Here is a 13,630-nt window from a genome sequence, read left to right on the forward strand (position 1 = left end):
CGATTTTAGAGAATCAAAGGCACTTCCTCCTTCTAAAGTTCGCGGCGGAAGCGGCAAACTGACATCAACTGACTGTGTCGCGATAGTGGAATCAGGATGATTATGCCCATTACGATGACGAATACCTAAATCACCAGCGAATAGAACTGTGGATGACTATTCGATCTGTGTCGTCGAATTTGATATTCCCAATGTGCATGGTTATGGGCATGAAAGCAAGGTGCCAGAGCTTGCATGGCACAACTACCGCCGCGTCTACATTGTGTTTCGAGCCACCTCCCTTCATGGCGTCGGGCGCGTCATTCGAGTTTGGCGAAATCAAGACGTTGCTATTTCGGACCATTTTGATCATCCCATGCTGCTGTGAACCGAAGACCCGTTCTATGCATACGTGCGCGGCATGGATTACGTCGGTGTTCACAGTGGCCCTGTTCAATCCAACCGCCGATTACATATTTCAGTGGCTGGGTGAGCGCACTCGGCACTCGAAATGCTGGAAGCCACCGACGTGTGGTTGGTCGGACTTTGATTTTAGGAGACACGCAGATGCACTGTGACGTACCGTCTGTAGCCGTTCCACCCGTTGGCAGTTATCCGGTCAACGAGATTTTCGAGTCGTTACAAGGCGAAGGCAGCTTCACCGGCACACCTTCAGTGTTCGTCCGTCTGCAAGGGTGTCCGGTGGGTTGCGCGTGGTGTGACAGCAAGCACACGTGGCAGGTGATGCCAGAGCGCGAAATCAGTGTCGGGGCGATGGGTGAGAAAACCGGGCGGCCGTGCGACAGCTATGCGTGGTGTGACGTGCCGACGCTCGCGAACATTGTGCGGGCGGCAGACGCTGAGCACGTAGTCATCACGGGCGGCGAACCGTGCATGTACGACCTGCGCCCGCTGATCGCGAAGCTCGAAGCGTGGCATCACCGTGTCCAGGTCGAAACCTCGGGCACTTACGTGCCGCTCGTCACGCCGAGCACCTTCGTCACCACGAGCCCGAAGTACGGAATGCCAAGTGGACGCCCGGTGCTCGATGAGGCGTTGGCGCGCGCCAACGAGATCAAGTATCCGGTCGGCAAGCAGCGCGACATTGATATCGTGCTCGAGAGACTTGACCCGATCCAACGCGCGCGGGGCACCCCGATCTGGTTGCAGCCGCTGAGTCTGTCGTCCCGCGCCACGGGCATCTGCATGAAGGCGGCGCACCGCTACGGCTGGCGCGTCTCGTTGCAGACGAATAAGTTCATCAACATCAGGTAGCGTCATCATTCCAGCCCGAGGAAGAAAGTCCACGCCCACGATGCTCAAGCTGATCGAGGGCAGTTGCGTCACCCTGACCAAGCGCCGCTCCCGTCCGGGCATTCTCCCGTGCTCGTGTGGACGAACGCGCCCGTGCGGGATGGATTTGCATCACGCCCGAACGCGAGCGGCTCGCCTAGGCCGTTTCGCCGTGGCGCTCGCGATGGGCACGCAGTACGAGATATCCGTTGAATCGCTACGATTCAGATCGATATGTCGTTCGGTTTAGGCGTGGCATGGGATTTTACCTACCAGCACGGCGCCTGATACTCGGTTGTGTAACTCCATTGAATTGTATTTGTGAAAAAAAGAAGGTGAACCGATGAGAGTTTTGGCAGTTTTTATTCTTCTGATAATCTATTTTCCTGGTAATGCGTGGACGGCAGTCAACGATCGTCGCGTAGTGACTTGGAATCTCCAAGGCTCCAGCGCAAGCACGGAGAGTAAATGGAATTCAAATATTCGTACGGTGCTACTTGGAAATCGGGATGACGGACCGATACCCGTTTCAAGGCACATTGATGTTATGATGATACAGGAGGCTGGAACACTACCTGCATCAATTACGACTAATCCGCCACTTCCATTGGAAGGCCGATTAGTGAACCCGGATCTGGTTGTCGCTCCTATAAACGAATATGTCTGGAATTTGGGTACCTCACGAAGGCCAATCGATTACTACGTGTATTTTTCGCGAGTCGATACTGGTGCCAATCGAGTAAATCTGGCTATTCTCAGCAAAGAAAAGGCTGATCAAGTAATCTTGCTTAGACCGCGGGCTTGGAGTGGAGCAAGGCCAATACTGGGAATCAGACTCGGATCTGACTATTATTTCGGGATTCATGCCTTGGCAAACGGCGGAACGGATTCCGGAGCGATCGTTGCTCGAGTTTGGGAGTATTTTAATCAAAATCAGATATCGGACCAATGGTTGATTGCTGGTGATTTTAATCGCGAGCCCAATCAATTGCGCGACCTCCTTCGGAGAAGCTATCCGCAAGAATATAGAAACGTGACTTTCCAGTATGAGGATCGGCCCACCCATAGAACAAGCGGCCACAATCTAGACTATGGGATTGCTGGACAGCTGAACAATCCATCCGGCGGCCCTAATTTTGATTGCAGCTTATTTACGCCGAGCCTAATTGGGCAGTTGGTATCAGATCATTCTCCTGTTTTACTTTGGCCGAAGAAATAGACGAGCGAGAACGACAAAGATGATTGGCAAGGCGAACGTTGGTGTGCACGCCCAATGGTCGAGGCGATCAGGATGTGTTCGACTTTCGTTTCGCCAGCCAATGGCTGCGCAACCCGCTGCCAGACACCGTCGCAATCGGGAAAAACGTAAACGCGGTCTGTTACCGGACGAAGCACACTGGCAGGTGGCGCCATGGGCTTCCCGGCCGAACGGCGATGACGCGCAGGAGAAGGAGAATCTGCCCCGAACACGCAAAGACCGCGCGCAGCAGCTACCGTGATTGCAAGAAATCTCGTCAATGGTAATGATCCTTGGTGCAGGCGATATCGACCGCCTGTTCTTTGCGATCTGCAGGATGGCGGTAGCGAACGCATACGGGTCGCAAGCGTGATTGCACCGACGAACGCGCGATCGGTGACGAGCACGGCGTCGTAGGCACCATGATTCACTTGCGGAATGCATCTTCGGCTTGGGGGCGGTCCCGTGCAGAGCAACATGACATGAGCGCCGAAGTGGTCCCCAGCGCCGAATCAGGAGCCTGCTGGGACGCAGACGACGATGTGCGTGCATGGCGACACTCCGGGCCAGGCGGTACGACACGTCGGCAACGATGCTTGCCGATTGTCGAGAGAGATGGGCCGGTGTCCCTCGATTCCTTGGAACAACCTTGAATACGTTCTCCGCAGCGGGCGGGGACACGACGAAATGTTGAAGGCATGTTGGCGCGGGCCTTGATAGACGGTGAGCAGGGTCGTCGCATTGTCATGCGGCAGGGCTTCCGTGGCTGAAAATATTGGAAGGGGCGAGAAGCGTCTGAGGATGTGCAGGCGGCCGACGCTCGCAACCTTCTGGTCGAACGCGATGCCAAAGAATTGCAGTACATCCTCGTCCAATCAGTGCTCGCATTTCTAGCTGGAGTCCCTATTGGAAGAAGGCAAAGGCTTCGTAGGTCGAAAATGGATCGAGCACGTCAAGGATATCGGCAAAGCGTGCACGCTGCGCGCCTTGTTGTTGAACACAGGGCGTTACTCGGCCCTGCGGGCATCAAGCCCAGCAGGCGCGACAGACGGGCATCGAACTCTTCGAACCTGATCGATTGCCTTTCAATGCACGGAGCCGAAGAACGCCATCGCGCCTTCTGCTGGCGTCAGGCCCGCCTTGAAGTACCCCTCGAGGCGGTCCGCAATCGCTTCGTCGAGTGTGAAGGGCGGCCGGATGTAGCCCACATTGAACGCATGGTCGTACCAGTCGCTGAGCCACGCGCGCAGTTCGATCACATATTGCGGCAATGCATTCGAGGCGTCGTCGTGCATGTACATCTCCTTGGCTTGCAGAACGATCAGGCTGCCTTGCGGCCTATCCCCATCTCCGGTCGGCGCCTGTCCGGCGGAAACACGTGCCACGTGCCGTCGGCATGGCGAAAGAAGAAGAGGGAGAACGAGCCAGTCGGCCGGTCGATCTGAATGCACACGCGACATGTTCCACCGGAGCGCGAGCGTTCCAGCAGGCGCACACGCGCTGTCCGGCCTCGCGTCGAGCCGACCGGTTTTTCGACCTGAGAGCGCAGCGATCTGTTACCCGCCATGACTTTCCCCGCGATGCACAATGAATCGATGCTACGGGGGATCGGCGCGCGCGCCCAATCGGCGGCGGCGGAATGTCGTCTCAGGAAGCGCTGATTTCAGCCGTCAGGGTTTTCCGACGCGGGAATCAGGATGTCACACGACCGTCTTTGCGCGTGCGCTGACTGCGGCATAGTTTCTGATCGGAGATGATGAGCCATCAAAACGCGATGTCAAACCGATGCATCATGATGGCCTATTTGTCCGAGCGGGAGAACGTTGTCGAGCAGGTCGATTCGCTCTGTCTGCGGCTTTTTGACACCTGGTGCGAGACGGGCAGTGTGACGCCGCTCGCGTATCTGTTGCATTGCTGGCTGTTGGCCGACAGTGCGCCGGGCGCTCTGCGGCGGCTGGGTGAAACGATGCGAGATTTGCGGCGCCATCACGCGGACCAGCTCGACGCGTACGGCTTTCAGGCGCTGTGCGAAATGGCCGATCTGATCGACGAACTGGTAGAACGTCCGGCGCGCACGGTCCGGATGATGGCGGTGGGCGAGGTGCCGGAATAACAAAAGGACACCGCGGTCATAAACGCGCAAAGACATGCGGGCAGGGCACAATCGCTGCGGCGGGGGCGCGTTGTTTCATCGGACGTTTGAAACCCGGGTGGGGCGCGGTAGACCGGGCTTTGGCATCGAGTGCAGAATAGGACACACACAAAGGCGGCACTTACGGGAAGATATGGTTCTCGACAGGTTCGACGCATGGTGGAGCGGGCTCCGTTACGTGCGGCGCAGTGTGGTGCTGCGGCTGCTCGGTACGGTGCTCGTCTTTAGCTGCGCGATCACGCTGATCCTGACGGCGGTGCAGCTTTATCGCGACTACGAGCGCGGCATCGCGCAGATTCAGAACCGTCTCGTCGATATCGACCGCAGCTATCGCGACAGTCTCGGCGAAGCGCTATGGCAGCTCGATCAGCCGCAAGTGAAGCTGGAACTGGAAGGCATGCTTCTCCTCGCGGATATTCGCGCCGCCCAAGTGCGCGAGTTGCCATCGGCCGGCACAGCGATGGTCGTGGCCGTGGGCGAGCGCATGAAGGAGATGACGGTCGCGCGGGAGTTACCGATCCTGTACCGCGTGCAGGACAAGGTGGAGCGCATCGGCACCCTGTATGTGGAGGCGACGCTCGCCAATCTCTATCACGAGCTTGTGCACACCGCGCTCGTGATCCTCGTGAGCCAGGGCGTGAATACGTTTCTGGTCGCGCTCTTCACGTTCTATATCCTGTGGCGGCTCGTCAAGCGGCATCTCGCGGCGATCGCGCGCGCTGTCAACGATTGCGATTTTCACGAGCCGCCGCGCGAGGCGGATGAGATCGACCGCGTGGCGTCGGCATTCGACGGGATGCGTATGCGCCTGCATCGTGCGTATCTCGACGAGCGCGAGGCGTCCATCGAGCGCGAAGCATGCCGCTTAACTGCATCCTTGGTTATGCGCAGATCCTCGGAATTTCATCAGCTTGCGCGCGACAGCAACATGCGCGGCATCATTCAGTGGGCGGAGCGCATCGCGGCAAGCGATCCGGCGCATGCAGCGTTCGCCGCGCGGCTGCATGAACTGGCGCGCGTGTATCAATCGAAGGCGATCCTGCAACTCGTCGAGCGGTACCTGGAGGGGAGCACCGCATCATGAGCCCTCTCGCCGCCCCGGTCGCACATACGGGCACGGTCCTGATCGTCGACGACACGCCCGCGAATCTCGGCATGGTCGTCGACAGTCTCGAAGCGCGCGGCATCCGCGTGCTGGTCGCGCTTGACGGCATCGAAGCGCTGGAACGCGCGGCATTCGCGCAGCCCGACGTGATCCTGCTCGACGTGAAAATGCCGGGCATCGACGGCTTCGAGACGTGTCGCCGTCTGAAGCGCGACGAACGCACGCGCGATATCGCCGTGATCTTCATGACCTCGCTGACGGGCGACGAGGATCGCGTCGAGGGTTTTTCGGCGGGCGGGGTCGATTACGTGACCAAGCCGTTGCGCGTCGACGAGACGCTGGCGCGCGTCGGCGTGCATCTTGAGCTGCGCGCGATGCACAAGCAGCTTCTCGCACAGAACCGGCAGCTGCTCGCCGAAGTGGCTGTGCGCAAGGAAACGGAGGCTGCGCTATCGCGGGCGCGCGACGACCTCGAACGGCGCGTCGCGTTGCGCACCGAAGAACTGGCGCGTGCCAACGCGAACCTGCAGGCGCAAATCGATGAGCGGCGGCGCGCGGACGCGCGCCTGCAGGCAAGCGAGGCGCGCTTTCGCGCGATCGTCGAAACCAGTCCGGTGCCGTTGTGCATTACATCGATGCCGGCGGGGCGCATCCTGTATACGAACGAGCCGCTGCGTGGACTCCTCGGCATGGGTGAAGGTATGTCGGCCAATATCGCGGATTTCTACGCCGATCCAGGCGAGCGCGAGCATCTGATCCAGCATCTGAGGACGGAGGGCAGCCTGCGCAATGCGGAGGTGCAGTTCCGGCGTCCCGACGGCACGCAGTTCTGGGCGATAGCGACGGCGCGCGTCGCGACCTACGACGATTCGCCCGCGATCTATGTCGGCCTTAACGACATCACGGGACGCAAGCAGATGGAACAGGAGCTCGTCGAATCACGCGAGCAGCAGCGCGAGCTGTCCGCGTACATGGAGGCGATCCGCGAAGAGGAGAGAAAGCGCATCGCGATGGAGATTCACGACGAGCTTGGCCAGCTGCTGACTGCGCTCAAAATGGACGTGTCGCTGCTCAAGATGCGCCTCACGCACGATCCGGAAGCAATGAAAAAAGCCGACGACATGCGCGAACTGGTCGAAGGCACGATCTGGATGGTACGCAACGTCGCGAGTCATTTGCGGCCGGCCGCACTGAATTTTGGCATCGTGTCGGCGCTCGAATGGCTGGTCGACGAGTTCAACCGCCGCAATCCGATTCCTTGCGAGTTGCGCATCGTCGGTGGCGAGCCCGCGCTGTCGGATGCGCACGCGACGGCTGTGTTCCGCATCGTGCAGGCGTCCCTGACGAACGTCACGCGTCATGCCGACGCAACGCGCGTGGTCGTGACGCTGATCTTGACGCCCGAGAAGCTCGAACTGCACGTGCGTGATGACGGTCGCGGTTTCGACCAGCAATTGGTGAAGCGCGACTACTCATATGGCCTGCTTGGCATGAACGAGCGCGCGCGGCTGATCGGCGGATCGCTTTCGATCGGCAGCGCGCCGGGCGCGGGCACCACGGTTTCGATTCACATCCCGCTCGATGGCGGACCTCGAACATGATCAGGATACTCATTGCAGACGATCATGCGATCGTCCGTGGCGGACTCAGGCAGATCGTCGCAACCACAAGCGATATCGTCGTCGTGGCGGAAGCGGCGCAAGGGGCAGAAGTGGTCGACAAGCTGCGCAGTTGCGTCGTCGATCTGCTCCTGCTCGACATGACGATGCCCGGCATCAGCGGCGTCGATCTGATCCGTCGAGTACGGGCAGAGCAGCCTTCGCTACCCGTACTCGTGCTGAGCATTCACGACGAGGCGCAGGTGGCGTCGCGCGCATTGCGCGCGGGCGCGACGGGCTATCTGACCAAGGACAGCGACCCGGACGTGCTGCTCGCGGCGATCCGCAAGCTCGCGGACGGAGGCCGCTTCATCGATCCGAAACTCGTCGATGCAATGGTCTTCGAAACACATCGCGGCGACGTGCCGCCGCACGAAGTGCTGTCGGACCGCGAATTTCAGGTGCTGCAGATGCTCGCGGCGGGCAGGAGCATCAACGAAATCGCCGACGCGTGCGCGCTCAGCGCGAAAACGATCAGTACACACAAGATGCGACTGATGCAGAAACTCGGGCTTTCCAACAATGCCGAGGTGATCCGATACGCGATCCGGCACGGGTTGATCGTCGGGTAGCGGGATGCCGCGGAACGCAGGAATAAGTGAGTATCGCGAGCATTCTGCAGGGGCGTCCGAATCTTTTTTCAGCGGCCCGCGACAGGATTTCATCAGGCTTGCTGGCAATACGCGAGCCACCTGCGCGACCATTTCACCAGTGGTTATCGTGAAGTGTGCGATTCGACGGGCGGCGAAGAATTCGTTTGAAGATCAGATACGGCTGGCGCGTGTAATTTCCTCTCCTGCGCGACGCGGCAAGCGCAGCGTGACGGGAATCGACGCCAGCGAGCACAAGCTCACCAGCAGAAACGCGGGCCAGAAATCCGACCACATGATAGACGCGTGCCCGTTCGCTAGGCGGGAAATCTGCAGCATGATGCCGCCGATCGTCACGCTTAGACCGAGCGACATCCGGTGCACAGCACTGCCGAGGCTCGTTGCCCGTCCAACGTCGCGACTCGCGACTTCTGCATAGGTTAACGAGTTGAGGGTCGTTAATTGCAGCGCCGGAAAGAAGCCGCCAACCAGCACAACTACCCAGATGACCCACGTTGGTGTGCACGGGGAAAAAAATCCGTGAGCTGCGACCGACACGCCCGAGAGCGCGGCATTCACCACCAGCACCGAACGGAAGCCGTAGCGTTTCAGTACGCGTGTGGCAACCGTGCGTGTGAACACGGCACCCAAAGCGGACGCGCAAGTGATGAGGCCTGACTCAAAGGCACTCATGCCGTATCCTTCCTGCAGCATCAGAGGCAACAGGAACGGCATTGCGCCAAGGCCGATGCGGAACAGCGATCCGCCGAGGACGCTCGCGCGAAACGTCGGTATGTCGAAAAAGTGCAGATCGAGGAGGGGCAGCGGTGTGCGCCGTTCATGTGCAACGTATCCGGCGAGCAATACGACGCCCATTACAGCCATGCAGCAAGCATCGCGGTTCGAAATGAGTTCAGAACCGATAAGGGACAAGCCAAGCAGAAGTAGAGCAGTGCCCGCCCCTGTCAGAAAAAAGCCTGTCCAGTCGAGGCAGCCCGGATGAGGTTCGTCGGTGTTTGCCATGTGTTTATTCGTCAAGCAGATGCCGAGAATGCTGATAGGCACGTTGACAAGGAAAGCTAGGCGCCAATGCGAGTAGCTTGTAATAAGGCCCCCGAGTAGCGGGCCTGCGGCGGGGCCGAGCATCGCGGGAACGCTGAGATAATTCATCGCGCGTATGATATCGGCCCTCTGCACAACGCGAAAAATGATGATCCGGCCCACCGGCACCATCATCGCGCCTCCGACGCCCTGCACGAAGCGTGCGAGCGCAAAGGTGATGAGGGAATTTGTCGCCACGCAGAGGAGAGAGCCGACTAGGAAGATGCCAATCGCTGAGCGAAAGACCGTGCGCGCACCGAAGCGGTCTGCGAGCCAGCCACAGACAGGTATAAACGCGCCGAGCCCAACGGCGTAACTCGTCACTGCAACTTTTAACGTCACCGCATCATGCCCGAAATCGCGTGCCATCGTCGGCAGAGCCGTGACGATGACGTTCTCATCGACACATTCCATGAATATGGCGCACGCGACGATCATAGGCGTGATCAGGGCTTTCCGGCCAACACTCGAGCTAACCATTTTGATTGTTCAGTTGCGTGACTCTCTCTGTTCATAGAGCAGGCCATGGAGCTTCTGCAGGTTTGGACTCAATCCGCCCTCAGGTCTGATAGCGCGGATGGTCGACGTGTGCGCGTAGCCGAAGAGTGTATGCTTGGTGTACGGAACGTTGTGCCTTGTGTCACAGAGGCTATAAGCTCCTCGCACGAATGATTTAAAAGGGAAGCCTACTGCCTCGTTGCGGACGGAGTCGGTACGCGACTTTCGCGTTTCCTTTCCTTTGTGCCTTCTCACCATGCAATAGTTGAGCCAGCACCCGTAAATAGCAGGAAGATGAAATAACGTTTACTGAAACCGAGATTGGACATTATGTCCACGTTCCATTGTGAATGTTCTTCTTTAGGACGATTACAAAAAATTGCGAGTTCTTTCACAAGTTATTTTCCAGTCTTTCGCTATGTCGAACATCCGACAATGTCGGGTTGCGAAATGTCGGTTTGCCGTCATTGTGTCGATTCTTAGGCGCTTGCGCTTGTCGTCTAATTGATGTCAATAGATCTTGCTCGTCGATAGGGTTCAGAACAGCCGTTTGCTTGTCGTCTGGCTTCACAACTTCCGACGCTTGCGCATCCGCTTCGAACGCTTCGCTTTCATCCATGAAGCTTTCCTGAAGCTGGCCTGCTGCATCATATGCTGGCGACAGCTTCAAACATCGTTTAGTTACTAACCCGTGCATAAATAAGCGAACATAAATCGACACGATGACCTAAGCTCTTAAAGGGGCTTGGGGAGAGACGTGATGCGTGAGAACGACGGTCGACAGCTTTCACATGCAACGCTCGAGGAGATCCGCATTCGCGCGGTCAAGAGGGTTGAGGCCGGTGAGTCACCGGAAGACGTAATCCGCACACTGGGCTTTTCGAGGGCGCGTATTTACGAGTGGTTAGCGGCATGGCGCGAAGGAGGTATCGAGGCATTACGGGCCAAGGCCATTCCAGGCCGGCCGATGAAGCTGTCGTCCGAGGCTATCCGGTTTGTCTATCAGACGGTCACAACGAAGAATCCAATGCAGATGAAGTTCGAGTTTGCGTTATGGACGCGAGACATGGTGCGGGAGTTGATTCGCGAACAATTCAACGTCAGGCTTTCCGAGGTATCGGTCGGACGGCTGCTCAGGAAACTCGGCCTTTCACCTCAGCGGCCGCTGGCGCGTGCTTACCAGCGTGACCCGGAACCGGTCGAGTCATGGATGCGGCAGGAATATCCGGCGATTGTGAGACAAGCCAAACGCTGTGGGGCACTGACATTTTTCGTCGACGAATCGACGGTGCGCTCCGACTATCACAGCGGCCCGACTTGGGCACCGGTCGGTCAAACGCCGGTAGTCGAAGTCACAGGCGCACGCTTCAAGGTAAATCTGATTTCGGCGGTCAGTCCGCGTGGCCAACTGCGCTTCATGTGTTTTGACGGTAGTTTCAAGATCTCGGTGTACGTCGACTTCGTCCGGCGGCTGATGCTCAATGCCGATGCCCCCGTTTTCCTGATTGCAGATGGCCATCCGGTTCACCGATGCAAGGCAATTCGTGAGCTTGCCGCAGAATCAGATGGGCGCCTTTGTCTGTTCTTTCTGCCTGCGTACTCGCCGGATTTGAATCCGGATGAGCTCGTATGGGGTTATCTCAAACACCACAAGATCGGCAAGCTTGCTATCAAAGGGCCCGGGCATCTAAAGCGGCGTGTTCGGGCGGTTCTGCGCTCGTTGCAGAAAATCCCTGCCTTGGTCCGTTCCATGTTTCAACATCCATCAGTCCGCTACGCGGCATGACACATGTCCGGTTACTTTGTTTCGACTTAGTAAGTGTGCGCGCATCGTTCTTGTCGGCATCGAACTGATGCTTATGGACCGCAAGGGGCAGTTGCAAGACGATGATATAGGCAGAACCGCCGCAGAGCAGTTCCCACTCGCTAGTTACGTAGGCTCCCATTTTTTTCTGAGAGCTTTCTCATCTCGATTTTCTTGTTGCGAAAGAGCCAGTTGGTTTTCAGGCTGCCGGGGCCTCGTGTCAATGGAGGCAATCGTCTTTGCCTGATTCCTACTGAGTTGGGTGCCGGTGCATTTGACTTCTGCACGACTACACACGAGCAAATTGGGGGTTACTGGTCCGTGCCCGTTGGGTTCGCGACCCAAGTCTGCTTTGCAACGTTCTCAGTTCGGCGCACGTAACAATATCGTGTGCGGCAAATGATGTCGGGCGACGAGGTCTCGTCTCGACTCTCGATCTTCGGCAGGCGAATCATTCGTCAAGCGTTCACGACGGCCTTCATGTCAGAATGGATGGACTCCTGCCGATCATCGATCAGCCATTACGTATGCGTGACCGTTCCACGATGGCAGAATGTGCGAAAGAAGAGCCATTAACCGGTTGCCTGCAGTACGAGTTGCGCAAGGAGCGATCGGCGGCTGGGCTCATGTGCATTGCATCCGCGCATCTACTGCGATCTGTTTGCGAAGCGCCTCGAAACGCTCAAGCACCTTTTCTTCAAAACGCGGATCGGGGCTAGCAGAAACGACGGCATCGACCGCTGCCCAGTCCTGTTCCGTCAACACCTGCGCGGCGCGAGGCATCAAATCTCGCTCCTCAGTAGAAATGTGGTGACGATAGTACACAAGGTACGTGGCCGTGGCCGCCTCCAGAGCCGTGCGGGAGACGATGACATCTCCAGCGGCTTCATTGATGCGATTCAGGAGTTCATCGCCGGCCGCGGCAATCACGCGATGCTCCTGCAGGACTCGATTCACGACGACTTGAATCCCGGGATCGCGTTTGGCAAGCCGAGCGTACGCGACATCCTCGCGCGGATGATGAATACGATCGGAAAAATTCCGCATGTAGTAAAGGATGTCGTTCATAAGCCCGTAATTCGGACTCTCGCCTCGATGCAGCACAGCCACCTGTTCTTCGAGAAGATCGAGTAGCCGGGCAAAACTAACGTGCTCGGTGTGCCATACAGAAAGTGAGTCCGGCATGACATTGCTCCATGGTCAGGTACAGACTGTCTGAACCAAACGGTGAATGCAGCCCTTGTCGGCGTTATCGATAGTGCCGCAGCGCGACCGGTACAATCGAAATGTTACCAGGTGCACCGCCAAGAAGGACTGACGCAGATCAATACACTGTGGTATTGGTAGGCAGAGATCGGTCGCGGCACGGACAGCCTGGGACAGCGTCAAGCAGCACGCCGGCCGGTCAACATGGTTGTCGCGGTCCACGGAGGCACGATCACGGTTCGTAGGTGCGCCCGATCGGCTCACGATACTCCGCGCTGAACCACAGGAACCATTCCGAGAGCAGGTGCTGGATCTGCGCGGCCGCGTCGTCGGAGAGTTCGGGCAGCGTTGGCGTACGCGGTATGTCATCCGCTTGCCGGTTTCGGGCCTTCGTGCGTCTGGATTGCCGGTTCATCGGAATTCCTCAATGTCCTGTTGCAGCAGTTCAAGCCCGGAGTCGGACAGCAGCGTGTGCGTGCAGCCGGCGCTCTTGAGCGCGTGCGAGATCAGTTGCCTGCAGGCGGTTGCCCGCCTAGATGTAATGCATCAGGGTGGTGAACTTCGCACCCGGTCGGTCTTTGGCCGTCTGTCGTATGTTTTCGAGCGCGGATCCCACGTCATATTACCGATCCCGCGACGGAGCTTACCCGCCTCACCTCGAATAGCGCGAGATACCGCTCCTCATTCTGCGCGCGACGTAACAGATGAGCTGCGCCACCGATTCGCGGGTCCACAGATAGAATGGCAACGCCAGCTGATCCGGATCAGCTTGTGGACTTCACGGCCGTGATCCAGCCGGCCACTTCCCGGCCGACGGCCACGCTTGCCTGGCCAGAGCGATGTCAACCCGCCGTCTCGCGAGCGCGGGGGTGCGCATAACGTTTGCTTCCTCTCGGTATTGACAAATCAGCGGCCAGCGCAGGCCGTTAAGCAGGGTTAGCGATTCTCAAGAGGCGCTGCGAACCGCGCGTGGAATGCGCACGGCGGTCGGCTACGCTTCGCCGTGC

Annotated in this window: 15 protein-coding genes and 2 pseudogenes; 9 read left to right on the forward strand and 8 right to left on the reverse strand. The window is 58.3% G+C overall.

The features are described from left to right. Positions 1 to 148: 148 nt before the first annotated feature. From VSR68_RS35625 to VSR68_RS35635, 3 genes are all read left to right on the forward strand, one after another. Complete coding sequence (locus tag VSR68_RS35625) at positions 149 to 367, forward strand: hypothetical protein (RefSeq protein ID WP_342944247.1); 219 nt, start codon at positions 149 to 151, stop codon at positions 365 to 367. Positions 368 to 546: 179 nt separating this feature from the next. Then, the gene (gene queE / locus VSR68_RS35630) at positions 547 to 1,254 is read left to right on the forward strand and encodes a 7-carboxy-7-deazaguanine synthase QueE (RefSeq protein ID WP_342944248.1); all 708 of its coding nucleotides are present in this window, start codon (positions 547 to 549) and stop codon (positions 1,252 to 1,254) included. Between the two features lie 361 nt (positions 1,255 to 1,615). Then, complete coding sequence (locus VSR68_RS35635) at positions 1,616 to 2,491, forward strand: cytolethal distending toxin subunit B family protein (protein WP_012406728.1); 876 nt, start codon at positions 1,616 to 1,618, stop codon at positions 2,489 to 2,491. 32 nt (positions 2,492 to 2,523) lie between these two features. Here the strand turns inward: VSR68_RS35635 and VSR68_RS42945 are convergent. From VSR68_RS42945 to VSR68_RS35650, 4 genes and pseudogenes are all read right to left on the reverse strand, one after another. After that, positions 2,524 to 2,699, reverse strand: a pseudogene (locus tag VSR68_RS42945) (IS5/IS1182 family transposase); the annotation flags it as partial. 322 nt (positions 2,700 to 3,021) lie between these two features. Then, complete coding sequence (locus tag VSR68_RS42950) at positions 3,022 to 3,384, reverse strand: nitrogenase-stabilizing/protective protein NifW (RefSeq protein WP_428983665.1); 363 nt, start codon at positions 3,382 to 3,384, stop codon at positions 3,022 to 3,024. A 210-nt stretch (positions 3,385 to 3,594) separates the two neighbouring features. Then, on the reverse strand, positions 3,595 to 3,804 hold the full coding sequence (locus VSR68_RS35645) for a hypothetical protein (RefSeq protein WP_201662255.1): 210 nt from the start codon (positions 3,802 to 3,804) through the stop codon (positions 3,595 to 3,597). Between the two features lie 26 nt (positions 3,805 to 3,830). Next, the gene (locus tag VSR68_RS35650) at positions 3,831 to 4,076 is read right to left on the reverse strand and encodes a hypothetical protein (RefSeq protein WP_342944249.1); all 246 of its coding nucleotides are present in this window, start codon (positions 4,074 to 4,076) and stop codon (positions 3,831 to 3,833) included. 225 nt (positions 4,077 to 4,301) lie between these two features. Here VSR68_RS35650 and VSR68_RS35655 point away from each other — a divergent pair, with 225 nt between their 5' ends. The 4 genes from VSR68_RS35655 to VSR68_RS35670 all read left to right on the forward strand — a co-directional run bounded on the left by VSR68_RS35655 (position 4,302) and on the right by VSR68_RS35670 (position 7,996). Then, the gene (locus tag VSR68_RS35655; protein WP_342944250.1) at positions 4,302 to 4,622 is read left to right on the forward strand and encodes a hypothetical protein; all 321 of its coding nucleotides are present in this window, start codon (positions 4,302 to 4,304) and stop codon (positions 4,620 to 4,622) included. A 172-nt stretch (positions 4,623 to 4,794) separates the two neighbouring features. Continuing rightward, entirely contained in the window at positions 4,795 to 5,745 is a 951-nt protein-coding gene (locus VSR68_RS35660) for a hypothetical protein (protein WP_342944251.1), read from the forward strand. Continuing rightward, on the forward strand, positions 5,742 to 7,367 hold the full coding sequence (locus VSR68_RS35665; RefSeq protein ID WP_342944252.1) for a response regulator: 1,626 nt from the start codon (positions 5,742 to 5,744) through the stop codon (positions 7,365 to 7,367). Before VSR68_RS35660 ends, VSR68_RS35665 begins: the two co-directional genes overlap by 4 nt. Beyond that, a complete protein-coding gene (locus VSR68_RS35670; protein ID WP_342944253.1) occupies positions 7,364 to 7,996 on the forward strand; it encodes a response regulator transcription factor in 633 nt (210 codons plus the stop codon). Before VSR68_RS35665 ends, VSR68_RS35670 begins: the two co-directional genes overlap by 4 nt. A 192-nt stretch (positions 7,997 to 8,188) precedes the next feature. On the opposite strand, the gene VSR68_RS35675 is transcribed toward VSR68_RS35670, so the two are convergent. Together VSR68_RS35675 and VSR68_RS35680 are read right to left on the reverse strand one after the other, a co-directional pair. Further along, positions 8,189 to 9,553, reverse strand: coding sequence for an MFS transporter (locus tag VSR68_RS35675; RefSeq protein ID WP_342944254.1), 1,365 nt, complete (start codon positions 9,551 to 9,553; stop codon positions 8,189 to 8,191). A gap of 451 nt (positions 9,554 to 10,004) precedes the next feature. Next, the gene (locus VSR68_RS35680; protein WP_342944305.1) at positions 10,005 to 10,232 is read right to left on the reverse strand and encodes a hypothetical protein; all 228 of its coding nucleotides are present in this window, start codon (positions 10,230 to 10,232) and stop codon (positions 10,005 to 10,007) included. Between VSR68_RS35680 and VSR68_RS35685 the strand changes: the two are divergent. Both VSR68_RS35685 and VSR68_RS35690 read left to right on the forward strand, forming a co-directional pair. Beyond that, a pseudogene (locus VSR68_RS35685) lies at positions 10,176 to 10,301 on the forward strand (IS5/IS1182 family transposase); the annotation flags it as partial. The gene VSR68_RS35680 and the pseudogene VSR68_RS35685 overlap by 57 nt on opposite strands. A 72-nt stretch (positions 10,302 to 10,373) precedes the next feature. Then, positions 10,374 to 11,399 (forward strand): IS630 family transposase, encoded by a 1,026-nt coding sequence (locus VSR68_RS35690; protein WP_342944255.1) that lies wholly within the window; start codon positions 10,374 to 10,376, stop codon positions 11,397 to 11,399. Between the two features lie 642 nt (positions 11,400 to 12,041). On the opposite strand, the gene VSR68_RS35700 is transcribed toward VSR68_RS35690, so the two are convergent. Continuing rightward, complete coding sequence (locus VSR68_RS35700; RefSeq protein ID WP_342944256.1) at positions 12,042 to 12,602, reverse strand: hemerythrin domain-containing protein; 561 nt, start codon at positions 12,600 to 12,602, stop codon at positions 12,042 to 12,044. 253 nt (positions 12,603 to 12,855) lie between these two features. After that, positions 12,856 to 13,038, reverse strand: coding sequence for a hypothetical protein (locus tag VSR68_RS35705; RefSeq protein WP_342944257.1), 183 nt, complete (start codon positions 13,036 to 13,038; stop codon positions 12,856 to 12,858). Between the last annotated feature and the right edge of the window lie 592 nt (positions 13,039 to 13,630).

The organism is Paraburkholderia phymatum (assembly GCF_038900715.1).
In the GTDB taxonomy this organism is placed as follows: domain Bacteria; phylum Pseudomonadota; class Gammaproteobacteria; order Burkholderiales; family Burkholderiaceae; genus Paraburkholderia; species Paraburkholderia phymatum_A.

Bases quoted from the DNA above. Each gene is read 5' to 3' on its own strand.
- queE (WP_342944248.1), top strand. From the start codon at position 547: ATGCACTGTGACGTACCGTCTGTAGCCGTTCCACCCGTTGGCAGTTAT.
- VSR68_RS35635 (WP_012406728.1), top strand. From the start codon at position 1,616: ATGAGAGTTTTGGCAGTTTTTATTCTTCTGATAATCTATTTTCCTGGT.
- VSR68_RS35645 (WP_201662255.1), bottom strand. From the start codon at position 3,804: ATGCACGACGACGCCTCGAATGCATTGCCGCAATATGTGATCGAACTG.
- VSR68_RS35650 (WP_342944249.1), bottom strand. From the start codon at position 4,076: ATGGCGGGTAACAGATCGCTGCGCTCTCAGGTCGAAAAACCGGTCGGC.
- VSR68_RS35655 (WP_342944250.1), top strand. From the start codon at position 4,302: ATGATGGCCTATTTGTCCGAGCGGGAGAACGTTGTCGAGCAGGTCGAT.
- VSR68_RS35660 (WP_342944251.1), top strand. From the start codon at position 4,795: ATGGTTCTCGACAGGTTCGACGCATGGTGGAGCGGGCTCCGTTACGTG.
- VSR68_RS35665 (WP_342944252.1), top strand. From the start codon at position 5,742: ATGAGCCCTCTCGCCGCCCCGGTCGCACATACGGGCACGGTCCTGATC.
- VSR68_RS35670 (WP_342944253.1), top strand. From the start codon at position 7,364: ATGATCAGGATACTCATTGCAGACGATCATGCGATCGTCCGTGGCGGA.
- VSR68_RS35675 (WP_342944254.1), bottom strand. From the start codon at position 9,553: ATGATCGTCGCGTGCGCCATATTCATGGAATGTGTCGATGAGAACGTC.
- VSR68_RS35680 (WP_342944305.1), bottom strand. From the start codon at position 10,232: ATGGATGAAAGCGAAGCGTTCGAAGCGGATGCGCAAGCGTCGGAAGTT.
- VSR68_RS35690 (WP_342944255.1), top strand. From the start codon at position 10,374: ATGCGTGAGAACGACGGTCGACAGCTTTCACATGCAACGCTCGAGGAG.
- VSR68_RS35700 (WP_342944256.1), bottom strand. From the start codon at position 12,602: ATGCCGGACTCACTTTCTGTATGGCACACCGAGCACGTTAGTTTTGCC.
- VSR68_RS35705 (WP_342944257.1), bottom strand. From the start codon at position 13,038: ATGAACCGGCAATCCAGACGCACGAAGGCCCGAAACCGGCAAGCGGAT.